Source organism: Streptomyces sp. NPDC050535, assembly GCF_044457665.1.
In the GTDB taxonomy this organism is placed as follows: Bacteria; Actinomycetota; Actinomycetes; order Streptomycetales; family Streptomycetaceae; genus Streptomyces.
In genome coordinates this window covers 61,864-84,141 of sequence record NZ_JBITHE010000012.1, presented here as the reverse complement: position 1 = coordinate 84,141, position 22,278 = coordinate 61,864, and the positions used below count along the sequence as shown (strand labels likewise).

Here is a 22,278-nt window from a genome sequence, read left to right as displayed (position 1 = left end):
GGTCTCCCGCCTGGAAGGGTGAGGCCATGAGACTCTTCGCTGCCGTGCTGCCACCGGGGGACGTGGCGGACGAACTCGGCTCGGCGGTCGGTGAGTTGCACCGGCTGCCGGGCGCGGACGCGCTGCGCTGGACGGGCCGCCCCGGCTGGCACTGCACGCTCGCGTTCTACGGAGAGGTCGACGAGGACGTCCTGCCCGGCCTCTCGGAACGCCTCGCGCGCGCGGCCCACCGCACTCCCGCCTTCCCTCTCGCCCTGCGCGGCGGAGGCCACTTCGGCGGCCGGGCGCTGTGGGCGGGCGTGTCGGGCGAGATCCGCACCCTGCGCCTGCTCGCCGACCGCGCCGAGGCGGCGGCCCGGAAGGCGGGCGTCCCCCTGCCGGACCACCGCCGCTACCGGCCCCACCTCACGCTGGCCCGCAGCCGCTCCGACACCGGCTTCGAGGCGTACGTCAGCGCCCTGGACGCCTTCGCCGGGCGCGCGTGGACGGTGCGCGAGCTGTGCCTCGTACGCAGCGAGCTGCCGAGGTCGGGGGTGCCGGGGGAGCGGCCCCGCTACGAGACGGTGCGACGTTGGCCGCTGGGACCGTAGCCGCTGGTCCGCGGGTGCTTCGGACAGGCGCCTGAAGGGGGCGGGCCGCGGCCCGTTAACCTCGACCACGTGAACCCGAAGACTCGTAACCGGATCATGGCCGGAGTGCTCGTGCTGATGTTCGTCGTGGTGGCGCTGGCGGCGGCGGTCGGCCAGTAGCCCGCCGCCGCCTCCCGCGCGTCGCCCTCAACGGGGCCGGTTCACCAGGCGAACGCCTCCGGAGAGGGCCCGGGACCGGGGAAGATCTCGTCGAGCGAGGACAGCAGTTCTCCGCTCAGTTCCAGCTCGACGGCGCGCAGCGCGGACGTGAGCTGTTCGGCGGTGCGCGGGCCGACGATGGGACCCGTGACACCGGGCCGGGTCAGCAGCCATGCCAGGGCGGCCTCACCGGGTTCGATCCCGTGCTTCTCCAGCAGGTCCTCGTACGCCTGGATCTGCGCCCGTGAGGTGGGGTCGGCCAGGGTGTCCGCGGCCCGGCCGCTCGCCCTGCGTCCGCCCTGGATCTCCTTCTTGATGACCCCGCCGAGCAGTCCGCCCTGGAGCGGCGACCAGGGGATGACCCCGAGGCCGTACTCCTGCGCGGCCGGGATGACCTCCATCTCCGCGCGGCGTTCGGCGAGGTTGTAGAGGCACTGCTCGCTGACGAGCCCGATGGTGTTGCCGCGCCGCGCCGCGATCTCGTTGGCCTGGGCGATCTTGTATCCGGGGAAGTTGCTCGAGCCCGCGTAGAGGATCTTTCCCTGCTGCACCAGGACGTCGATCGCCTGCCAGATCTCCTCGAAGGGAGTGGCGCGGTCGACGTGGTGGAACTGGTAGATGTCGATGTAGTCGGTCTGGAGCCGCTTCAGGCTGGCGTCCACCGCCCGCCGGATGTTGAGCGCGGAGAGCTTGTCGTGGTTGGGCCAGGGGTCGCCCTCGGTGCCCATGTTCCCGTACATCTTGGTGGCGAGCACGGTCTTGTCGCGCCGCTCGCCCCCCTCGGCGAACCAGGTCCCGATGATCTCTTCGGTACGGCCCTTGTTCTCGCCCCAGCCGTACACGTTCGCCGTGTCGAAGTAGTTGATTCCCGCGTCCAGCGCCGCGTCCATGATGGCGTGGCTGTCGGGCTCGTTGGTCTGCGGACCGAAGTTCATGGTGCCGAGGACGAGCCGGCTGACCTTGAGTCCCGTGCGTCCGAGCTGCGTGTACTTCATGACTGCTAAGCCAACGACGTGGAGTGCGCTCTAGGCAAGGGCAGCCGTGTGCCGGCCGGGTCTCGCGGGTGGTCCGGCTTCCTGATTCCGCGGGTCCGGAATTTGCTTTTCCGAGAGAAGTGTGGACACGAATTCGGGGTTCGGGGGCGGGTGTTGGGTTCTGTGCTCACAAACTCCTGGGGATGGTCAAGGGGAGAATTGCCACAACGGGGCTGCCGAATTTCCGGCCGAAGCGCTGCCCGCGGACTGTTACCGTTGGGGCTTGTTCCGGAGCCGGGTCGTGCACTGTCGGTGTACCCGTTCCGGATTGCATTGCGGGCGTCGTGTGTCTACCGGTTCCGTACGCCCCGGCTTTCTCTCCGGGAATGGAAGTTGACTTTTCGGGTCGTTTCCGTTCTCCGGGAAATCGATTGAGTTCCCTTCTGGGTTCGCACCCACCTTTGGAGTATTCCCATGTCTGCTGACAGCGCCGCTGTCATCGCCCCGGCGGGACCGGACGCCTCCGGTCCCGGTCCCGCGACCGGAGGACGGCACCTCGGACTCGCCCTGGTCGTGATCGCCGCGGCCCAGCTGATGGTGGTCCTGGACGCCACGATCACCAACATCGCCCTGCCCGCCATCCAGACCGACCTGGGGGTGTCGGACTCGAACCTGGCGTGGATCGTCAACTCCTACGCGCTGGCGTTCGGCGGTCTGCTGCTGCTCGGCGGCAAGGCCGGGGACCTGTTCGGGCGCAGGCGGATGTTCCAGGCGGGCATCGCCGTCTTCACGCTCGCGTCGCTGCTCGGCGGCCTCGCCCCGAACGAGGGGCTGCTGATCGGCGCCCGCATACTCCAGGGCGTCGGGGCGGCGTTCGCGGCGCCCAGCGCGCTGGCCCTGATCACCACGACGTTCCCGGAGGGCAAGCCGCGCAACTCCGCGATGGGCGTGTACGCGGGCATGGCCGGCATCGGCGCCACGGTCGGCCTGCTGCTGGGCGGCGTACTCACCGATGTGCTGGACTGGCGCTGGGTGTTCTTCGTCAACATCCCCATCGGCCTCGCCGTGCTGGCCGGGACACGGACCCTCGTCGAGGCCGAACGCCACCACGGCCGGCTGGACGTTCCCGGCGCGATCACCGGCACCGGCGGACTGATCACCCTGGTCTACGGCATTACGCGCGGCGGCGACCAGGGCTGGACCAACGGCCTCACGCTGGTCTCCTTCGGCGCGGCGGTCGTCCTGCTCGTCGCATTCCTGTTCCTCCAGGCCCGGACCACGCACCCGATGATGCCGCTGCGGCTGTTCGCGGACCGGAGCCGTTGGGGTTCCTATGCCACGATGCTGTTCATCGGCGCGGGCATGTTCGCCACCTTCTATTTCCTCACGCTGTATATGCAGTTGATCCTCGGCTACAGCGCGGTGAAGACCGGCTTCGGCTTTCTGCCGATCAGTTTCGGGATGGCGGCCGCCGCGGGTGTCAGCTCCAAGCTGGTCGCCCGGTTCGCGCCGCGCGTGATCGCCGGACCGGGTCTGCTGGTGGCGGCCGGGGGCATGTTCTGGTTCGCGACCCTGGAGCCCGGCTCCTCGTACGCCGGGCACCTGATGCCCGCCATGTTCGTCACGGCGCTGGGCCTGGGCGCGACCTTCGTCCCGATGACGCTCGGCGCGGTCAGCGGTGTCTCCCACGACGACACCGGGGTCGCCTCGGCACTGCTCAACACCGCCCAGCAGATCGGCGGCGCGCTCGGCCTGGCGATCCTCTCGACGGTCTCCACGTCGGCGGCGAACGACCGGCTCCCCGAGGCCGCCTCGTCCCTCTACCAGGGCCTGGCCACCAAGGACCTCACCCTGGTGGCGAAGGCCGGCGACGCGGTGACCCACGGCTACACGATGGCCTTCGCCGCCGCCGCGGCCCTGTTCCTGGCCGGCCTGCTGGTCACCGCCTTCGCGGTGAACGCCGGGAAGCAACAGCACATCGAGGGCGCGCCCCCGGTCCACCTGGGCTGAGCCCGGCGTGTCGGGGCTCAGCCGGAGTACGGCTCGCCCAGATCCCACGCCTGGTACATCGCCTCCGCGAACCCCTCCGCGATCCGGTGCTCGCCGTTCTCGTTCGGGTGGGTGCCGTCGTAGGTGTCGAAGGTGGTGTCGTACGACGGGGGAGTGGACGCCAGGAGCAGAGGGGAGCGGGGTTCGTCGAGGTCGGCGACGGCCTTGGCGAGGAGCTCGTTGAAAGAGGCGACCTCGGTGGCGAAGGGGACGTCGGACTCGGCGCGGACGTTCGGGATCACCGGGAGTACGACCATGCGGATGCGGGGGTTCGCGGCGCGGGCCTCCGCGATGAAGGCGCGGGCGGTGTCCGCCGTCTGGGCCGCGTTCGTGTAGAAGCCCAGGTCGATCAGGCCCAGCGAGACCAGCAGTACGTCCGCCCGCTGGGTCCGCACCGCCTCGCGGATCAGCGGGGTCATGTGGACCCAGCCCTCGCCCCAGCCGGCGAGGTGGGCGCGGGGGAAGTCGGGGTCGGCGTACTCGTAGGAGTCGGGCGATCCCGTCGCCTTGTCGTAGAGGGTCTCGCGCGGGCCGACGATCCGGAACGGGCCCGGGTACGTCTCGCGCAGGTGCTGCCACATCCGGTAACGCCATGTGTGTTCGCCGGCGCTTCCGATCGTCATGGAATCGCCGACGGGCATGAACCTGAGCATTCGCTCATCATGGACGATCGCGGTGGGCGGCATGGACGGTGCGGATGTGAGTCCTGACACGCCTCGCGACGGGTCGGCCGGGAAGGCCGATGTGAACGCCCGTCCGGGGTGGCAGGCTTGGGCCATGCGCCGAACACTCGCGTTTCTTGCCGGGGTCCTGCTCGTGGGTGCGTTCGCCGTGCCCGCCTTCGCCGCCGACGGCGACGAGGGCTTCACGATCAAGGACCCTCGCATCACGGAGTCCAGCGGCCTCGCCGCCTCGCACGCCCACCCCGGCGTCTACTGGACCCACAACGACAGCGACGACGGCGCCTACCTCTACGCCGTCGACAGCGCCACGGGCGAGACCGTCGCCACGATCACCATGACCGGCGTCGGCGCCCCCCGCGACATCGAGGCCATCTCGATCGGACCCGACGACAACCTGTACGTCGGCGACATCGGCGACAACCTCGGCGGCACCTGGAACCACGTGTGGATCTACCGACTGCCCGAGCCGAAGGAGCTGAAGGACCAGACGATCCGCGCCACCCAGTACGTGGTGAAGTACGCGGACGGGCCCCGCGACGCGGAGGCGCTGATGGTGCACCCGAAGACCGGGCGGGTCTACATCGCCGACAAGAAGGACGTGGGCGGCCACCTCTACGAGGGCCCCGCAAAGCTCTCCGCCTCCGGCACCAACGTCTTCCGCAGCGTCGCCCCCGTCGACATCCAGGTCACCGACGGAGCCTTCTCGCCCGACGGGAAACAGCTCGCGCTGCGCGCCTACTTCGGCGGCCACGCGTACGCGTGGAACGGCGGGAAGATCAAGGAACAGGGGCGGCTGAGCGTGCCCCTGCAGCGGCAGGGCGAGTCCGTCACCTATACCGCCGACGGCTCGAAGCTGATGTTCGGCAGCGAGGGGGCGCAGAGCCCCGTGAACGCCGAGGACGCGCCGGGCGGCGGTAAGGACTCCAAGTCGCCCTCGGGAGGCGGGAGTTCCACGGACGCGACCTCCGACGGCGACGGCATGGACTCCGACGTCAGGGTCGGCGCGCTCGCCGTCGCCGTCTTCCTGGGCGCGGTGTTCGGACTCCGCCGCCTGCGCCGCAGGGGCTGAACCACGGGGGCGGGCTCTTCCCTCAGCCGCGATCGCGGCGCTCGACGAACGTCTCGAGCCCGTCGAGGATGCGCTGCAGCCCGAACTCGAAGTGGTCGAAGCCGGGGCCGAAGGCTCAGCAAGTGGAGCAGCCGCCGAAGCGGCCGACGTCGTGCGGCATCCGGGACTCCAGTGTTCCGAATGCCGCACGACTCATTGACGTGTCCACGAAAGATGCCTTCTATGGGATGCGTGGTGCGGTGGGAGCGCTCCCACCCGTTCCGGGGCCGCGTCTCCCGAGAGGAAGCAGCGACATGTTCCGCAGCTTGCGAAGAGCGTTGGGTGCTGCCGCGGCGGCACTCCTGTTACCGCTGGCCGGAGTCCAGGCCGCACAGGTGGACCCGGCAGCCGTGGCGGCGGCCGCCGCCGAGCCCGGAGCCGGCTACTGGCACACCAGTGGACGGCAGATCCTGGACGCCGCAGGACAGCCGGTACGGATCGCCGGCATCAACTGGTTCGGGTTCGAGACGTCCAACAACGCCGTCCACGGGCTCTGGACGCGCGACTACAAGAGCATGATCGACCAGATGAGGTCGCTCGGGTACAACACCGTCCGGCTGCCGTACAGCGACGACATCCTCAAGAGCGGTGCCGTGGCCAACAGCATCGACTTCTCCGGCGGCAAGAACGCCGACCTACAGGGCCTCACGCCGCTCCAGATCATGGACAGGATCGTTGCGTACGCGGGTCAGGACGGCCTGAAGGTCATCCTGGACCGGCACCGGCCGGACGCGGGCGGCCAGTCCGCGCTCTGGTACACGTCCACGGTCCCCGAGACGACGTGGATCACCAACCTCAAGGCTCTGGCGAGCCGCTACAAGGGCGACCCGACGGTGATCGGCATCGACCTGCACAACGAGCCGCACGATCCCGCCTGCTGGGGCTGCGGCGACACGACGAGGGACTGGCGCCTCGCCGCTCAGCGCGCAGGGAACGCGGTCCTGTCCGTCAACTCCGAGCTGCTGGTCTTCGTGGAGGGCGTGCAGACGGTCGACGGGGTGTCGGGCTGGTGGGGCGGCAACCTGATGGGGGTCGCGCGGTACCCGGTACAGCTGGACGTGCCGGGCCGGGTCGTCTACTCGGCCCACGACTACGCCACGAGCGTGGCCCAGCAGAGCTGGTTCAGCGATCCGTCCTTCCCCGCCAACATGCCGGGTGTCTGGGACAAGTACTGGGGCTACATCTTCAAGCAGAACCTCGCGCCGGTGTGGGTGGGCGAGTTCGGTACGACACTCCAGTCGACCGTCGACCAGAAGTGGCTCGCGGCGCTGGTGAGCTACCTCCGCCCCACGAGTACGTACGGCGCCGACAGCATCTCCTGGACCTTCTGGTCGTGGAACCCCAACTCCGGTGACACGGGCGGGATCCTGAAGGACGACTGGACAACCGTGGACACGGTGAAGGACGGGTACCTCGCGAGTGTCAAGGCGCCGGGGTTTCCGCCGTCACCGGGAGGAAGCGATCCCGGTGACCCGGGAGGTGGCACGGCCGCCTGCACCGCCGTGTACACCGTCAGCAGCGACTGGGGCGGCGGCTTCAACGCCGAGGTGAAGGTGACCAACTCCGGCTCGACCGCGCTGAAGTCCTGGACGACGACGTGGAGCTGGCCCGGTACCCAGAAGGTCACCAGCATGTGGAACGCCTCGTACAGGCAGAACGGGACGATCGTGACGGCCACGAACGCCGATCACAACGGGGCCGTGGCGGTGGGCGGCTCGGCGACCTTCGGGTTCGGGGGCGCGCCCGGGGGCGGGGGTGTTCCCACGGTGAGTTGCACGGCCACGTGAGGCTGAAGCGTACGGCTGGACGGGCTGGATGAGGGAAGGGTGCCCGGTGGTTCGCTGGGCGCTGAAGTCTCGGCGAGGCCGTTCGGGTATTGCGCGATGATCTCGTCGATGAACGCGGTCACAGGAAACGCGTAACGGCTCTGCCGAGGCCCGCTTGTGACGGTGCGTCGTACATTCCGGAAGGCGGTTCCGCCGCGAGCTGGGCGGCCTCCCGGAATCTGCTCGGGGTACGGAAAGGCCTGGTCCACCAGCCGGAGCGGCTGGTGGACCAGGCCTTTTGGAAGAAGTCGGCAGACCGTGACCGGTTAGAGCTTCTCGATCACGTAGTCGACGCACTTGGTGAGGGCCTCGACGTCCGCCGGGTCGACCGCCGGGAACATCGCGACGCGGAGCTGGTTGCGGCCGAGCTTGCGGTAGGGCTCGGTGTCGACGACGCCGTTGGCCCGCAGGACCTTGGCGACGGCCGCGGCGTCGATCTCGTCCGCGAAGTCGATCGTGCCGATGACCTGCGAGCGCTTGGCCGGGTCGGTGACGAACGGCGTGGCGTATTTGCTGTTCTCGGCCCAGGTGTAGAGGCGGGTCGAGGAGTCCTTCGTACGGGCCGAGGACCAGGACAGGCCGCCCTGGCCGTTGATCCACTCGAGCTGCTCGTTGAGCAGGAACAGGGTGGCGAGGGCCGGGGTGTTGTACGTCTGGTTCTTGCGGGAGTTGTCGATCGCCGTGGGCAGCGAGAAGAACTCCGGGATGTGCCGCCCGCTCGCGTGGACGCGTTCGGCGCGCTCGATCGCGGCCGGGGAGAAGACGCCGATCCACAGGCCGCCGTCGGAGGCGAAGGACTTCTGCGGGGCGAAGTAGTAGACGTCGGTCTCGGCGATGTCGACCGGGAGGCCGCCGGCGCCGGAGGTGGCGTCCACCAGGACGAGGGAGCCGTCGTCGGCGCCGGCCACCCGCCTGAGGGGGGCCGCGACACCGGTGGAGGTCTCGTTGTGGGTGAACGCGTAGACGTCCACGCCCGCCTCGGCCGCCGGGTCGGGGTGGGTGCCCGGGTCGGACGAGATCACGGTCGGCTCGGCCAGCCACGGGGCGAGCTTGGCCGCCTTCGCGAACTTGGAGCTGAACTCGCCGAAGGTGAGGTGCTGCGACTTGTTCTCGATGAGCCCGTGGGTCGCGATGTCCCAGAACGCGGTGGAGCCGCCGTTGCCGAGCACCACCTCGTACCCCTCGGGCAGCGAGAACAGCTCGCTCACGCCCTCGCGCACCTTGCCGACCAGGTTCTTGACCGGAGCCTGCCGGTGGGACGTCCCGAGCAGGGAACTGCCGGTCGCCGCCAGGGCGTCCAGCGCCTCCGTACGCACCTTGGAGGGGCCCGCGCCGAAACGACCGTCGGCGGGCTTGATGTCAGCGGGAATCTCGATATCGGCCACGACGCGGAGCCTAGCCGTTTCCGGAAACCCGGGTGAAACGTCGTCCGTCGGGTGAGACGGGGTGTCCATGCGCGTTATGTCACGATCCCGGCCACCAGCGCCACCATGGCGGTGAGCAGGGTGAGCGTGCCGCCGAAGGCGATCCCGGCGCGGAGCAGCGTGGCGGGCGGGGTGGCGCCGTCCCAGCGGGCGAGCAGGCCGGCGATGACAGCCACCAGCAGAGCGAGCAGGAAGCTGACGAGCAGAGCGAGGGTCAGCAGTGCCAGGTTTGTGGGTGAGGTCGTCATGAGGGCTCCTTCCGTTCCGTTCCGTGAGCGGGGCGATGGAAGGAAGGTGTCCGAAGCCGCGTACAGCGGTGTTCGGATGGACGAAGATGAACGGGCCTGAACAACGGGGACGATGCTGTCCGTGGAGGGGGCCGGGGTGGGGGCGAGCGGAGACCGGCAGGAAGCGCTGGCCGAGCTGAAGGAGCGGCTGCGGAGTCTGCGGGTGCAGCGGCGGTTGTCGATGACCGCTCTGCCGGGGCGGGCGGGGCTGGGGCGCACCACGGTCAGCCAGGCGCTGAACGGGACCGGCATGCCCAGCGAGGCGACCGTCGTGGCACTCGCGGCGGCACTGAGGACCGAGGCCGAACCGCTGCTGCGGCTGCGGGCCAGTGCTCTGCCTCCTGCTGCGCCCGCCGGGCCGACGGACGACGCCGTTCCGGATGCGGAAAGGCGGTTCGAGGACTGGTACCGGCGCTATGTGGAGCAGCGTTACGGGCAGCTGTCCGTGATCGGGCTGGATCTGTCCCGGCCGGAGCGGGCGTGCTGGCCGCTGGACGCCGCCTATCTCAGCCTGGAGCTCGCCACCCGTGTCCGCGGCATTGGGACGACCGATGGCGGGGGTGGGATGGGAGCCGGGCCCGTCGGGGGGATGGAGGTGCGGGTGGAGCGGGCCGAGCAGGCCCTGGCAGGACAGCGGCGCACCCTGGTCCGGGGGCTGGCCGGCAGCGGCAAGTCCACTCTGGTGCAGTGGCTTGCCGTCTCCACTGCCCGCCGTAGCCTGCCGCCCGAGCTGGCCCACCTGGAAGGCTGCCTGCCGTTCGTGCTGCCGCTGCGTACTTTGGTGCGACGCGATGAACTGCCCGCCCCGCACGAATACCTGGCAGCGATCGGCTGCCCGCGCGATGATGCCCAGCCGGCCGGCTGGGCTGATCGGGCCCTGATCGACGGGCGTGTTCTTCTGCTCGTCGACGGCCTCGACGAAGTACCGCAGGCCCAGCGCGCCAAGACCCGGCAGTGGCTGCGTGAGCTGCTCGCCGCCTACCCGCAGGCGGCCTACCTCGTCACCACCCGGCCTTCCGCGGTGCCCGAGGGCTGGCTGGCCGACAGTGATTTCACCGAACTGACCGTACGGCCGATGAGCACCCGTGATGTGTCGGTGTTCGTCACCCGCTGGCACACCGCAGCCGCCGCCAACGCCACCAGCGCTCAGGAGCGCGCCGATCTGGCCACTCTGGAAGAGGCGCTGAAGGACACCGTGCGCTCGCAGCGCGACCTGGCCCGGCTGACGACTACTCCACTGCTGTGCGCCCTGGTCTGCGCCCTTCATCGCGACCGGCGTGGCCACCTGCCGCACGGACGCATGGAACTCTACGAAGCCGCCCTGTCGATGCTGCTGCACCGCCGTGACAGTGAACGCGACATCGACGCCCCCGAAGGTCTCACCCTCACCGAACACCAGAGCATCCAGCTCCTCCAGCGACTGGGCTACTGGCTCATCCGCAACGGTCAGACGGAACTCGACCACGACACCGCACGAGCCCTCATCGACGACGCTCTGCCCGCCATGCCCCACGTCGCGCGACAGGCCGACGCCGATGCTGTCCTCAGCCACCTGCTCGCCCGCTCGGGGCTCCTACGGCAGCCCACCGCCGACACGATCGACTTCGTCCACCGCACCTTCCAGGACTACCTCGGTGCCAAAGCCGCCGTCGAGGCACGTGACATCCCCCTGCTGGTCCGGCATGCCCATGACGACCAGTGGGAGGACGTCCTGCGCATGGCAGTGGCTCACGCGCGTCCCCATGAACGTGCCAGTCTCCTTCGCCGCCTGATCACCCGAGGCGACCGCACCCCCAGACATCGCAACCGTCTGCATCTGCTGGCCACGGCCTGTCTGGAACACGCGACGGAACTCGACCCGGCCGTGCGCGAGGACGTTCAGCGGCGTACGGCCGCGCTTCTGCCTCCACGAAGCGTCGACGAGGCCATAACCCTGGCTGCAGTCGGCCCGGTGATCCTCGACCTGCTTCCCGGCCCCGAAGGGCTGGAGGACGACGAAGCTCAGGCCGTCGTCAGCACCGCTGGCCGTATCGGCGGCGATGCCGCTCTCACCGTCATGAAGAAATTCCGCGCAAGCACCGACACCAGCGTTCAGTCGACGCTGCAGGAGGACTGGGGCAACTTCGACACCGAGGACTACGCACGCGAAGTCCTCGCCCACATCTCGGGCTTCCCCCATATGACAGTGCGCTCAGCGGAGCAACTTACGGCCCTGCGCCACCTGCGCACTCCCAGCAGTGTCACCTTCGCTGGGAGCTTCACGAGCAGCGAGATCACCAGCGCGATCAAGCCGGAAGAGCTTCAGATGCTGCGGGTCCTTGACAACTCTGTGCTGGACGACCTGGACTTCCTCCAGGCGTACACGTCCCTGGCCAGCATCTCCTTGCACCGCTGCCGGAACGTCGCGGACCTGATGCCTCTGGCTGGTACGTCCGTCACCAGCCTCGACGTCTTCGGGTGTGCGGCGGTACACCTCGATGCTCTCCAAGGCCTGACCCGTCTGAAAAGACTGGGCCTCGACTTGAAGCTCCCGTACGAGAGCCTTGAAGCACTGCCGGTCGGTGCGGATCTCACCGACCTATGGCTCGGCGTCACATCCTGCGGGCATCTCCGCACCCTTGAGGGCATCACCCGCTGGCCCAACCTCACCATGCTGAACCTGTGTGGCTCTCTGGACGGCTTCTCCCAGGTCTCGGAATTGCCCAAGCTCAACTACCTCATGCTCCAGGCAGGCGCCGGCTTGTCCATGCTTGCCGAGCTCCCGCCCGCACCGCAGATCGAAGAGCTCTGGCTGGGACCCTGGGAGGCAGAAGACGACCTTGCCACGGTGGCCAGGGCACTTCCCAACCTCAAGAAGCTGACGATCAACTGCTATGAGGACCACCGGCAGGTCGACCTCACCCCACTGCGCGGCATGGCCGACCTCACCATCACCATCCACCGGGCGGACGAAGTCCTCGGCACCGAGCACTTCCCACCCGGCACCATCACCCGCAAGCCCCGCCCCCGCACCTGAGGCGTTCCCAAGCGGGGCTCGACGCTCACACCTCGACCGAACCGTCAGTTCTTCAACGCCGCGACCTCGCGCGCACGTGCGGTCAGTTCCCTCACCGGACGTGCCTTCGCGTGCCTGCCGAGTTGCGTGCGCATCGTCTCGAAGTGGTCATCGCCGCGGGCGGAGGACACATGCTCGTAGTCGTCCAGGAAACGTCCCCACGAGTTGCACGACGCCTCGAGATGCCCGTAGGCGTACTGCCGTTGTGCCAGCAGCGCGTACGAGTGCACGCGTCCCTGCCTCTCCACCTTCGGTTGCACCTTGATGGACTGCTGGAGAGCCTTGATGCTGCCGGGCAGGTCGCGCTCCTCGTGCAGCACATGGGAAACGTGGAACAGCCACGCCGTCTGGTCGTACCCGCCGATCGCGTCCCGCCGGTCGTCCGCCCTGGAGAGTGCGGCCTCGGCCTCCCTCAGACGCCCGTGGGCCATCTGCCGATCACCGACCATGCTCGCCGCGTGGGCCTGCTGTCCTCGTAGGAATGCCACCAGACGAGGCCCCGCGGCCGGCGCGGCCTCCGCGGCCGAGTCCGCGAGCTCCAATGCCTTCTGCCCGTGGCCGAGATTGGATGCCTGCAAGCTCATGCCGCGCAACGTCCGGCAGTAGGTCACGTGGTCGTGCGCTTCGCTCGCCAGCTTCAACGCCTTGACGTAGTAGGTCTGGCCGAGGCCATGGGCCTTTTCGTACATGGCCATCCACCCCGTCAGGTACGTGAGGTCGGACGCTGCGGCAAGCATGTCCTGGCGTACCTGTTCGCTCCCCTGCGCACGGAGCCAGGGCCCCACCGTGTTGACGAGGAACGCGGCAGCCATCGGCCGCGCGTGCCCCGCGCCGAGTTCGTCCAGGATGTCCGCGATCCGGTCCGTCGTGGTGCGCACTGCCGCGACCTGCGAGGCGCCGATACGGATCGTCCGCTTGCCGGGACCGGCCGGCTGGCCTGTGGCGTACGCAGGGGTGGAGAAGCCAGGCACAGCAAGAGCCGCCGAGAACACGCCTGCGGCGAGCACGCCGCGACGGGACGGGTCCATGTCCGCCCTTCCGAGGTCTATCAACCCCTCGACAGTGTCGGCCGATTCGGACCCCAGGATGGACGGGGCGGGTGTGAGCCCTGCTTCGGCGTGTGTGACGGGCCTGCCGAGCTGCGCCGACAACGCTTCGACGACCAGGGCCCTGACCTCGGGTTTCGGGCGCGCACCGGCGATCCAGTGCGAAACGGTGGACTGGCTGTAGTGGAGATCCAACCCCGCCTGTATGCCGAGGCGGTTCACGCGCTGGGCGAGCTGTGTCCGTGTCAATTTCGCCTGGTCGAGCAGCCCCGCAAGAGCAGGGTTGGGTGCGCGTTTGTTCGTGGCCATGCCTCAACTCCCGACGGCATTCATGGCGTTCACGTTCCCACCGGCTTCCAACGGTACCCGCGGAGGGTGACCGCGCGGTTACCTCTTCAGCGAACCCCGAATGATCTCGGCCTACAAGGGGGCCCGGTGATGACCATGACCGAAGAGTACGAATCCGGTACGGACGAGGAGGTACGGCCCGATGTCCGCGCCGAGTTGCCGATCGACGCCGACACGATCCAAAAGGCGATCGACGAGGTCACCGCGACCCGGCTCGACGTACCGCCACGCGACGCAATCGACCGGCACACAGACGAACTGGCCGAACATGCTCGCCGCCTGCTGCGCGAGGACTATCCGGCCGGCCAGCAGGACAACTCCGGCGTCCGAACCGCGTTCCGCGTCCTGTACCGACTGCTCGACGCCCGTCTCAGACCCACGTCAGTAACCAGCGACTACACGGCATGGACTTACTCGCGGAATCTCGCCAACGCGACGCACGCCCTGCTCGACGTGCACCGCCAACGCCAGGCGCCGTGACCGTGCCGCACCGACACCGGTACCGATCACGGATCGGCGAAATCGTCATCACGACCGTCCTTGTCGCCCTGGCCGTGACCGCCTTCGGTGTCGCTCTCTACAGCACTGTCACCCCGTGAACCTCCGCCATGTGCCCTGCTGCGCCCGTCGAACGGCGAGCACACAGGAAGGGCCGGGCGCGCGGCGGGTCCCGTGAATCAATCACCAAGTCCCTGGGAGGAAGCATGACGACAGCCACGATCCCCTTCGCCGCGAGGGCAGCAGCGCCGCCCTGCCTGGTCACCACCTCGATCGAGGGCGTGACGTGGAACAGCGAGCGGCAGTTGAACGAGAACGCGGACGGTACCCCCTGGCACACGGGGGACATGGCTGCATCGACGACGGACACCAACCAGGACGGCAAAGGCGACGACGTCGCCGACCCGTACCTCGCGCCCACGTCATGACCGCCACCGCCCGCCCTGTGCTCGTCGTCGCCGAACAGCTCGACGCGGCCGCGGACATGGTCGTCGATCAGCTGAACCAGCGCGATGTACCCGTCGTACGGTTCGACGCCGCCACGTTCCCCCAACAGCTCATGCTCACGGCCCGCCACGAGCCGACGGAGCCGGGGTGGACCGGGGTACTGGACGACGGGCGCCGGACGGCGCGGCTTGAGGACGTCCGGGCGGTCTACTGGAGGCGGCCCGGACGCTCCGCCATCGCCGACACGATCCCGGAGCCGTACGCGACATGGGCTCAGAACCAGGCCGATGCCGCTCTGCTGAACCTGCTCGCGGCCCTGCCGGGCGTCCGGTGGATCAACAATCCCCATCACGACCGGATCGCCGCGCACAAGCCCCAACAGCTCACCGCCGCGACACGCTGCGGCTTGAAGGTGCCGCGCAGCCTCATCACCAACGACCCCGGTGCCGCCCGCGCCTTCGCGAGGCAGGTCGACGCTCCGCTCATCTGCAAAGCCGTACTCGGCGGGCGACTCCCCGTCGACGATGGCCGGGCCCTGATGGTGGCCACACACCATGTCGACCCGGAGGACTTCGACGACAGCATTCGCGGTACCGCCCACTACTTTCAGGAAGCCATCGACAAGGCGTACGAGGTACGCCTCGTGGTCGTCGGCGAGCGGGTGTTCGGCGGGACCCTGCACGCCACCTCGGCACAAGCGCGCACCGACTGGCGCACCGATTACCAGCACATCGAGTACGGCACGACCCCCGTCCCCGACCACGTCGCCCACGGCGTGCGGCGCTTCCTGGCGTCCTACGGGATCGTGTTCGGGTCGTTCGACTTCGCTGTGACCCCGGATGACGAGTGGGTGTTCTTCGAGAACAACCCCGCGGGTACGTGGGCATGGGTCGAGAACCGCACCGGCTTGCCCATCGCCGCCGCGCACGCCGACTACCTGCAAGGAGGCAACGAATGACTTGGCCGGACACCAAAGCGTCGGCCGCGATGCGGCATAGGTTCGCCGCCGATCTCGACCCCCAGCACGCCACCGAATGGGCTGAGGTGTTCGCGGCCGTTCCCCGGCACGTCTTCGTGCCCCGCTTCTACGCCCAAGCCGATGACAGATCGTGGCGGACGGTCTACTGGGGCGATCCCGGTCACCTGGAGGCCGTGTATTCCGATCAGGCACTCACCACGCAACTCGACGAACACGGACTCCCCACCAGCTCATCGAGCGAACCAGCCCTCATGCTGGCCATGCTCAACGCACTTGACGTGCGAGACGGTGACACGGTCTTCGAGCTTGGCACGGGCACCGGCTACAACGCCGCGTTGCTCTCGCACCGGCTCGGCGACCACAATGTGACCAGTGTCGACGTCGATCTGGCACTCGTCGAAGGTGCGGTCCAACGACTCGAACAGGCCGGATACCGCCCGTTCGTCACCGGCGCCGACGGAGCCCGCGGCTACCCTGCGCGTGCCCCGTACGCGCGCATCATCGCCACCGCCGCCCTCCGGTCCGTACCGACGGCGTTTCTCGACCAGGCCGCCCCGGGCGGGGTCATCGTCGCCCCCATCGGAAACGGCGTCCTGCGCACCACCATCACCGCGCCCGGACACGCCACCGGACGGTTTCTCCCGACACCCGCGCATTTCATGCCCCGCCGCGTCCCGACCGTCGCGCCCGCCTTCGAGGCCGTACGTGACAGGGAACCCACGGATACCAAGGTGGCGCCGGCCGATGTCCTCGACCGCCTGCGGTTCCCGCTGTCGATCGCTCTGCCCGGGCACAACTCGTGTTCCTGGCGCGATCAGGACGGGGAGCTCACCGCTGTCGGTCTGTGGTCCGAGGACGGTTCGACGGCGACCGCTCACGTGTCCGGCGCGGTGCGCCAGATCGGGCCGCGGCGCCTGTGGGACGTCGTCGAGGGGCTCGCCGCCGTCTTCCCCGGGGTGCCGCTCCGTGAAGAGTTCGGCGTGACCGTCTCGCCGAGTCGGCAGGTCGTCTGGTACGGGTCGCCCGACGGGCCCGCGTGGGAACTGCCCAGAGGTGACGCGACGTGATCGGCGAGCGCCGGACGTGCTGATGTCTGCCCGTCCGGCGCTCGCCAAGGCCTCAGTTCCCCAGCCGCACCGGCAGACCGAACAAGTCGTTCTGGGTCACCACCGGCTTGTTGCGGAGTTCGGTCGCCGGGACTGCCAGGTCGAGGTCGGGGAAGCGCTCATACAGGGCCGGGAGGGCTACCGCCGCTTCCAGGCGGGAGAGGGCGGCGCCGGGGCACACGTGCGGGCCGTGGCCGAAGGAGATGTGCCGGTTCGGGGAGACGCGGGTGATGTCGAAGTCGCCGGCGGAGGGGCCGTGGGCGAGCTCGTCGCGGCCGATCGCGCCGTACGACACGATCAGCGCGTCCCCCGCGGGAATGACCCGGTCACCGACGGGAACGTCCTCGGTCGCGAAGCGGATCAGGACGTGCGAGGTGGGCGTGGAGTAGCGCAGGGTCTCCTCGACCACCGCGGACCAGTCGGCACCGCCGGAGAGGACCAGGGCGCGCTGCTCCGGGTGGAGCGACAGGTTGACGACCGCGTTGACGATGAGGGAGATCGTCGTCTCGTGGCCCGCCGCGACCATCAGCTGGAGGGTGGAGACGATCTCCGCGTCCGTGAGGTGGTCGCCGTTCTCGGAGGCGAGGATCAGCGCGGACGTGAGGTCGTCGCCCGGTTCGGCGCGCTTGGCGGCGACCGTCTCGGCCATGATCCCGGCCAGCTCGGTGAGCGTGGCGATGACCTCCGCGGGCGGGGTCTGCGTCGAGAAGAACTTCTCGAAGAGCTCCTTGAGCCGCGGCAGCTTCGCCTCGTCGATGCCCATCAGGTCGGCGATGACGTACATGGGCAGCGGGTAGGCGAACTCCGCCTTCAGATCGACGGTCCCGTCCGCGACACCCGGAGTCAGGTTGTCCAGCAGGCCCGCCGTCAGCTTGGCGATCCGGTCCCGCATCTGCTCCACCCGGCGGGGGGTCAGCGCCTGCGCCACCAGCGTCCGCATCCGGCGATGGTCCGCGCCGTCCACCGTGAGCATGGAACGGCCGGGGTTCGCGAGCCCGATCAGCGGCCAGTCCGCGGCTATCTCACCGCGCCGCCAGGCTCCCCAGACCTCGATGTCCTTCACCAGCCGGGGATCGGTCAGCAGCTTCTTCGCCTCGGCGTGATGGGTGACCGCCCACACCGGAACACCGCCGGGCAGGTCCACGGCGGCGAGCGGACCCGCCGCGCGCAGCCTGGCGCTCTCGCCGTCGAGGTCGGTGACGAAGGGGTCCAGCACGATACGGGTCTCTTCGGTGCTGGTGCCGGTGCTCGTGCCGGTGCCGGTGGTGGTCATGCGGAGGTCCCTCCAAGGGCCGGGGTGGGAGTGAAGCGCACGGGCAGTTCGGTCAGGCCCCGCAGCCACGGGGAGGGCCGCCGGGTCAGCGACTCGGCGGGCACGGCCAGATCGATGTCCGGCAGCCGGTCCAGTACGACCTCGATCCCGGTCCGCGCGATGACCTCCGCGACCTCCTGCGCCGGGAACGGACAGCGGTGCTCGCCGTGGCCGAAGGAGAAGTGCGCGTTGTTGCCGCCGGTGAGGGCGGAGCCGTCGGTGCGCACCTGGGGGTCGGAGTTGGCGCCCTGGAGGCCGAGGAGCAGCATGTCCCCGGAGCGGATGCGGCGACCGCCGAGCTGGGTGTCGCGGGAGGCCCAGCGGCCGGCGATGTTCTGGGAGGGCGTGTCCTCCCACAGGACCTCGTTCATGGCCTCGGCGACACTGTGCCGGCCGCCGAACAGCGACGCCGCGAAACGGTCGTCGGTCAGCATCAGGCGCAGCGAGTTGCCGATCCAGTCGGCCGTCGGCTGGTGGCCCGCGGCCAGCATGACCATCAGGTCCTGGACGATCTCCTCGTCCGTGAAGCCGGAGCCCTCGGTCACCGCCTCCTGGGCGAGTGCCGTCGCCAGCATGCGGCTGACCACGTCGTTCGAGGGCGTCGCCTTCCGGTCGGCGACCAACTGCGCCATGGAAGCGCCGAGATGCTGCTGTCCCGCGAGTGCGTCCGGCGTCCCGTTGATCATGGCGTTGAGGGCGCTGACCAGGCCGGGGCCCTGCTCGTCCGTGAAGCCGAAGAGCGTCGCGAGGACCCGGACGGGCAGCAGTGCCGCGTAGTCCCCGATGATGTCCGTCTCGCCCTTGGCGCTCACCGAGTCGATGAGTTCGTCGGCGAACTTCTCGGCGTGACCGCGCAGTTCGAAGGGGTCCACGGCCTCCAGGGCGTCGCTGATCATCGTGGCGCGCTCGCGGTGGCGTTCGCCGACCGTGTAGAGGATCGAGGGCTGCTTGCGGCCGATCATCGGCAGCATCGGCCAGTCGTCCGGGATGTCCGGCCACTGGCTCCACAGTTCGGAGTCCCGGCTGAACAGCACGGGATCGCCGGTGACCTGGTGGAGTTCGCGGTAGCCGACCACCAGCCAGGCCGGTACGTCACCGTCGAGCAGCACCGGCACCACGGCACCGTGGTCGCGCCGCAACTCCCGGTAAAGCTCGGCGGGTTCGGAGTGGAACCGGGTCCCGGTGAGGGGCACGGGTGCGGCGGAGGTCACAGGGCCAACTCCGGTGATTTGAGGGGGGTTTCGCCGTCAGCTCCGGGTGCGCTCTGGGCGGCGTACCGGCTCTGGATGTGCTCGACCAGCGTGATCAGGACCCGCTTGCTCGACTCCCGTGAGCGGGCGTCGCAGTCGACCAGCGGGATGTGGGGGTCGAGGTCGAGGGCCTCGCGGATCTGGGCAGGAGTGTGCGCGGCGCCGCCGAAGTCGTTGCAGGCCACGATGAACGGCGTGCCGTGGTGCTCCAGGCGGTCGATGGCGTACCAGGAGTCGTCGATGCGCCGGGTGTCGACGAGGACGACCGCGCCGAGCGTGCCGGAGAACAGCCGGTCCCAGAGGAACCAGAAGCGTTCCTGGCCCGGTGCGCCGAACAGGTACAGCACGTTGCGGGCGTCGAGCGTGATGCGGCCGAAGTCGAAGGCGACGGTGGTCGCGGACTTGCCGCGCACCTCGCTGATGTCGTCGATCGCCTCGCCCGCCTGGGTCATCGTCTCCTCCGTGTTGAGGGGACGTATCTCGCTCACCGAGCGGACCAGCGTCGTCTTGCCGACGCCGAAACCGCCGACGACGACGATCTTGAGGCCGTTGGCGGCCGACGCGGAGAGGGGCGTACGGGTGTCGGAGCTTGCCGGCACGGGCGTACGAGCGTCAGAGGTTACGGAGTCCAACGAGCACCTGCTCCAGGATGTCGGGATCGGGAAGAGCGGCGGTGTGCGGGTGACGGGCGCTGACGCGGCCGTTGGCGAGAAGGTCGGAGAGCAGGATCTTGGTGATGCTCACCGGCAGCCGCAGTTCGGCCGCGAGTTCGACGACCGCAGTGGGCTGCTGGGCGGAGCGCAGGATCGTCGCGTGCTCCGACTGCATGCCGGCCGCCGGATCGCACTCGGCGACCACCAGCGTCACCAGGTCGAACGGGGTGTCGGGCGCGGACCGGCTGCGCCCTCCCGTGAGGGTGTACAGCCGGTCGGGCGCGTCGTCCCTGCCCGGACGGCTCATGAGGTGCGCGGCGGCGCGCTCAGGTGTTCGCCGAGTTGTTCCACGAGTTCGCTCATGTTGTGGCCGACCAGGCCGGCGTCCGCGTCCTCGGCGGTGACCACCGCCAGGTGCGCGCCGTCGCCCGCCTCGACGATGAACAGGACCCCGCCGTAGAACTCGGCCATCGCGGACCGCACGCCTCCGCTCCCGTCGCCGAACTCCACGGAGGCACCGTGGGACAGCGACTGGATGCCGGCGGCGATCGCGGCGAGCTGGTCGGCCTGGTCGACCGAGAGCTCCGGTGTGCGGCACAGTTTCAGGCCGTCACGGGAGAGCACGAGCGCGTGCCGTGTGCCCGGGGTGCGCTCGAGGAGACCCTCGATGAGCCAGGAGAGCTTCTCGTCAGCGGTGGTGGTGCTGCCGGTCATGGAGTGGTGTGGCCTTTCGATTGCGAGTGGGAGGGCGACTGCTGGGGCGACGGGGCGGCGGAGGCCGTGTTCCGTGCCCCTTCCTGTTCGAGGTCTCCTTCGATGCGTTCGGCGTCCGCGGCACCCTGCGCCGCGCCGCGTACCGCCTGCCGGAAACTGCTGAAGCGGTCGCCGCGGGACTTGGCGGCATCGGCGGTACGGGAGTCGGAGCCGCCCGGGGGCGTGGCGCGTGAGCGGCTGCGCTCGGCGTGCGCGAGGGTGCGGCCACGACGGCGCTTGGGGAGGCTGCCGGCCGACGCGGGCTCCGGCTCGTGCCGCGGCGAGTCGTGGGTGGGGACGGGGTCCGGGTCGAGGTCGCGGGCGGCGGCGTACGACGGCTCGGGGAGCGGCTCGACGGCCGCGGTCCGGGCGGGCTCGGAACCGCCGTCGGCGGGCAGCGGGGCGGCCGGGAGGGTGAGCAGGTCCTGAGGTACGAGCATGAGGACGCCCGTGCCGCCGCGCGCGGAGGGCCGGAAGGACACCTTCAGGCCGTGCTTGACGGCGAGCCGGCCGACCACGGCGAGGCCGAGCCGGGTGCCGGTGAGGCCGCCCAGTTCGACGCCCTCGCCGGCCACGGCGCGTTCGGCGCGGCGCAGTTGGACGTCGCCCATGACCAGGCCGCTGTCCTCGACGGAGACGATGACGCCGGCCGGGACCTCCTCGACGTACACATGCACTTCGGCGGTCGGCGGGGAGAAGTTCGCGGCGTTGTCGAGGAGTTCGGCGAGCGCGTGCATCACGCCCTCGGCGGCGTGCCCGGCTACGGCGGCGTCGCTGGCGGAGTGGATGCGGACGCGCTGGTAGCCGCCGATGCGGCCCATGGCGCCGCGCAGGATCGACTCCATGACGATGGGCCGCGCCCAGCGGCGGCCGGAGCGGGCGCCGGAGAGGATGGCGACGGAGTCGGCGAGCCGGCCCGCCTGCGCGGTGCGGTGGTCGAGGTGGAGCAGGTCGGCGAGGACCTCCTCGTCGGAGTGCCGTTCCTCCATGGCGCGCAGGTCGGCGAGCATGCCCGTGGACAGTGCCTGCATCCGCCCCGCCGCGTTGGCGGTCGAGGCGAGCGCGCCGGCGCGGTCACTGGTGGCCTGCCGGGCGCGCTCGGCCAGCCGGGTGTTCTCCGCGGTGAGGCGGTCGCGTTCATCGGTGAGCCGCTGCCGGTCGGCGTCGAACTCCTCGATGAGGAGCGCGCGTTCCCGCGCTGCGGTCTCGGTCAGCCGCTCGCGCTCGCGCGACGCGGTGTCCCTCAGCTGCATGCGTTCCTGCGCGGACACCTCGGCCAGGCGGGTCCGCTCGCGGGCGACGTCACCGGTCAGCCGGGCCTGCTCCTGGTTGAACTCCTCGGTGAGCCGGGCCCGTTCCTGGAGGAGCCGTCCGGCGTCCTGGGTCACGGCGCCGAGGCGACGGCGCAGCAGTCTCGAGGTCAGTACGGCATGGGCGGTGACGGCGACGGCCGCGCACAGCAGTACGGCGGCGGCGCCCGCGCCCCAGGCGAGGGGGACCCGCACCGAGCCGGGTGCCAGGTAGACGGCGCCGACGACCGCGAGCGCGGCGAACACGGCGGTGATCAGGGGAGCGGGCGCGACGGCGCGGAGGGTGGGTCGTTCGCCGGGGGGGATGGGCGCGGTTGGCGCGGTCATGAATCGTGTCCTCGGTCGTGTCCTGGGGCGAGGGTCCTGGGAGCGAGGTTCCTGA

At 69.7% G+C, this 22,278-nt stretch carries 20 protein-coding genes and 1 pseudogene; 9 read left to right on the top strand and 12 right to left on the bottom strand.

Going from position 1 to position 22,278, the window contains the following annotated elements; all coding sequences use genetic code 11:
• The first annotated feature begins 26 nt into the window (after nt 1-26).
• On the top strand, nt 27-590 hold the full coding sequence (gene thpR, locus ACIBLC_RS25530; protein WP_399213505.1) for an RNA 2',3'-cyclic phosphodiesterase: 564 nt from the start codon (nt 27-29) through the stop codon (nt 588-590).
• Nucleotides 591-790: 200 nt separating this feature from the next.
• Here the strand turns inward: thpR and ACIBLC_RS25525 are convergent, their stop codons facing one another.
• Nucleotides 791-1,783: an aldo/keto reductase gene (locus tag ACIBLC_RS25525; RefSeq protein WP_399213504.1), complete on the bottom strand. Its 993-nt coding sequence runs from the start codon at nt 1,781-1,783 to the stop codon at nt 791-793.
• A 453-nt stretch (nt 1,784-2,236) separates the two neighbouring features.
• On the opposite strand from ACIBLC_RS25525, the gene ACIBLC_RS25520 reads away from it, so the two are divergent.
• On the top strand, nt 2,237-3,772 hold the full coding sequence (locus ACIBLC_RS25520; RefSeq protein ID WP_399213503.1) for an MFS transporter: 1,536 nt from the start codon (nt 2,237-2,239) through the stop codon (nt 3,770-3,772).
• A gap of 17 nt (nt 3,773-3,789) precedes the next feature.
• Here the strand turns inward: ACIBLC_RS25520 and ACIBLC_RS25515 are convergent, their stop codons facing one another.
• Complete coding sequence (locus ACIBLC_RS25515) at nt 3,790-4,464, bottom strand: SGNH/GDSL hydrolase family protein (RefSeq protein ID WP_399213502.1); 675 nt, start codon at nt 4,462-4,464, stop codon at nt 3,790-3,792.
• 124 nt (nt 4,465-4,588) lie between these two features.
• On the opposite strand from ACIBLC_RS25515, the gene ACIBLC_RS25510 reads away from it, so the two are divergent.
• Entirely contained in the window at nt 4,589-5,563 is a 975-nt protein-coding gene (locus tag ACIBLC_RS25510) for a WD40 repeat domain-containing protein (protein WP_399213501.1), read from the top strand.
• Between the two features lie 34 nt (nt 5,564-5,597).
• On the opposite strand, the pseudogene ACIBLC_RS25505 reads toward ACIBLC_RS25510, so the two are convergent.
• Nucleotides 5,598-5,675 (bottom strand): annotated as a pseudogene (locus tag ACIBLC_RS25505) (TetR/AcrR family transcriptional regulator C-terminal domain-containing protein); the annotation flags it as partial.
• Between the two features lie 181 nt (nt 5,676-5,856).
• On the opposite strand from ACIBLC_RS25505, the gene ACIBLC_RS25500 reads away from it, so the two are divergent.
• The gene (locus ACIBLC_RS25500; protein WP_399213500.1) at nt 5,857-7,389 is read left to right on the top strand and encodes a cellulase family glycosylhydrolase; all 1,533 of its coding nucleotides are present in this window, start codon (nt 5,857-5,859) and stop codon (nt 7,387-7,389) included.
• A gap of 305 nt (nt 7,390-7,694) precedes the next feature.
• On the opposite strand, the gene serC is transcribed toward ACIBLC_RS25500, so the two are convergent.
• Together serC and ACIBLC_RS25490 are read right to left on the bottom strand one after the other, a co-directional pair.
• Nucleotides 7,695-8,813, bottom strand: coding sequence for a phosphoserine transaminase (gene serC / locus ACIBLC_RS25495; RefSeq protein ID WP_399213499.1), 1,119 nt, complete (start codon nt 8,811-8,813; stop codon nt 7,695-7,697).
• Nucleotides 8,814-8,887: 74 nt separating this feature from the next.
• Nucleotides 8,888-9,100: a hypothetical protein gene (locus ACIBLC_RS25490; protein ID WP_399213498.1), complete on the bottom strand. Its 213-nt coding sequence runs from the start codon at nt 9,098-9,100 to the stop codon at nt 8,888-8,890.
• Between the two features lie 112 nt (nt 9,101-9,212).
• Here ACIBLC_RS25490 and ACIBLC_RS25485 point away from each other — a divergent pair, with 112 nt between their 5' ends.
• Nucleotides 9,213-12,155, top strand: a complete 2,943-nt coding sequence (locus ACIBLC_RS25485) for an NACHT domain-containing protein (protein WP_399213497.1) — start codon at nt 9,213-9,215, stop codon at nt 12,153-12,155.
• Between the two features lie 44 nt (nt 12,156-12,199).
• On the opposite strand, the gene ACIBLC_RS25480 is transcribed toward ACIBLC_RS25485, so the two are convergent.
• Nucleotides 12,200-13,549 (bottom strand): hypothetical protein, encoded by a 1,350-nt coding sequence (locus ACIBLC_RS25480; protein ID WP_399213496.1) that lies wholly within the window; start codon nt 13,547-13,549, stop codon nt 12,200-12,202.
• A 129-nt stretch (nt 13,550-13,678) separates the two neighbouring features.
• On the opposite strand from ACIBLC_RS25480, the gene ACIBLC_RS25475 reads away from it, so the two are divergent.
• The 4 genes from ACIBLC_RS25475 to ACIBLC_RS25460 all read left to right on the top strand — a co-directional run bounded on the left by ACIBLC_RS25475 (nt 13,679) and on the right by ACIBLC_RS25460 (nt 16,579).
• A complete protein-coding gene (locus ACIBLC_RS25475) occupies nt 13,679-14,068 on the top strand; it encodes a hypothetical protein (protein ID WP_399213495.1) in 390 nt (129 codons plus the stop codon).
• A gap of 224 nt (nt 14,069-14,292) precedes the next feature.
• On the top strand, nt 14,293-14,514 hold the full coding sequence (locus ACIBLC_RS25470; RefSeq protein WP_399213494.1) for a hypothetical protein: 222 nt from the start codon (nt 14,293-14,295) through the stop codon (nt 14,512-14,514).
• Complete coding sequence (gene tgmB, locus ACIBLC_RS25465; RefSeq protein WP_399213493.1) at nt 14,511-15,491, top strand: ATP-grasp ribosomal peptide maturase; 981 nt, start codon at nt 14,511-14,513, stop codon at nt 15,489-15,491. The genes ACIBLC_RS25470 and tgmB overlap by 4 nt, the downstream gene beginning before the upstream one ends.
• On the top strand, nt 15,488-16,579 hold the full coding sequence (locus tag ACIBLC_RS25460; protein ID WP_399213492.1) for a hypothetical protein: 1,092 nt from the start codon (nt 15,488-15,490) through the stop codon (nt 16,577-16,579). Before tgmB ends, ACIBLC_RS25460 begins: the two co-directional genes overlap by 4 nt.
• Before the next feature lie 52 nt (nt 16,580-16,631).
• Here ACIBLC_RS25460 and ACIBLC_RS25455 read toward each other — a convergent pair whose 3' ends face one another.
• The 6 genes from ACIBLC_RS25455 to ACIBLC_RS25430 are packed head-to-tail and all read right to left on the bottom strand — an operon-like array spanning nt 16,632 to nt 22,223.
• Nucleotides 16,632-17,891, bottom strand: a complete 1,260-nt coding sequence (locus ACIBLC_RS25455) for a cytochrome P450 (RefSeq protein ID WP_399213491.1) — start codon at nt 17,889-17,891, stop codon at nt 16,632-16,634.
• Complete coding sequence (locus tag ACIBLC_RS25450) at nt 17,888-19,141, bottom strand: cytochrome P450 (protein ID WP_399213490.1); 1,254 nt, start codon at nt 19,139-19,141, stop codon at nt 17,888-17,890. The genes ACIBLC_RS25455 and ACIBLC_RS25450 overlap by 4 nt, the downstream gene beginning before the upstream one ends.
• Nucleotides 19,138-19,812, bottom strand: coding sequence for a GTP-binding protein (locus ACIBLC_RS25445; protein WP_399213489.1), 675 nt, complete (start codon nt 19,810-19,812; stop codon nt 19,138-19,140). Before ACIBLC_RS25445 ends, ACIBLC_RS25450 begins: the two co-directional genes overlap by 4 nt.
• Nucleotides 19,793-20,140 carry a DUF742 domain-containing protein gene (locus tag ACIBLC_RS25440; RefSeq protein ID WP_399213488.1) on the bottom strand — a complete coding sequence of 116 codons (348 nt, stop codon included), beginning with the start codon at nt 20,138-20,140 and terminating at the stop codon, nt 19,793-19,795. Before ACIBLC_RS25440 ends, ACIBLC_RS25445 begins: the two co-directional genes overlap by 20 nt.
• Nucleotides 20,137-20,547: a roadblock/LC7 domain-containing protein gene (locus ACIBLC_RS25435; RefSeq protein ID WP_383678037.1), complete on the bottom strand. Its 411-nt coding sequence runs from the start codon at nt 20,545-20,547 to the stop codon at nt 20,137-20,139. The genes ACIBLC_RS25440 and ACIBLC_RS25435 overlap by 4 nt, the downstream gene beginning before the upstream one ends.
• Nucleotides 20,544-22,223 carry an ATP-binding protein gene (locus ACIBLC_RS25430; protein ID WP_399213487.1) on the bottom strand — a complete coding sequence of 560 codons (1,680 nt, stop codon included), beginning with the start codon at nt 22,221-22,223 and terminating at the stop codon, nt 20,544-20,546. Before ACIBLC_RS25430 ends, ACIBLC_RS25435 begins: the two co-directional genes overlap by 4 nt.
• Nucleotides 22,224-22,278: the final 55 nt, after the last annotated feature.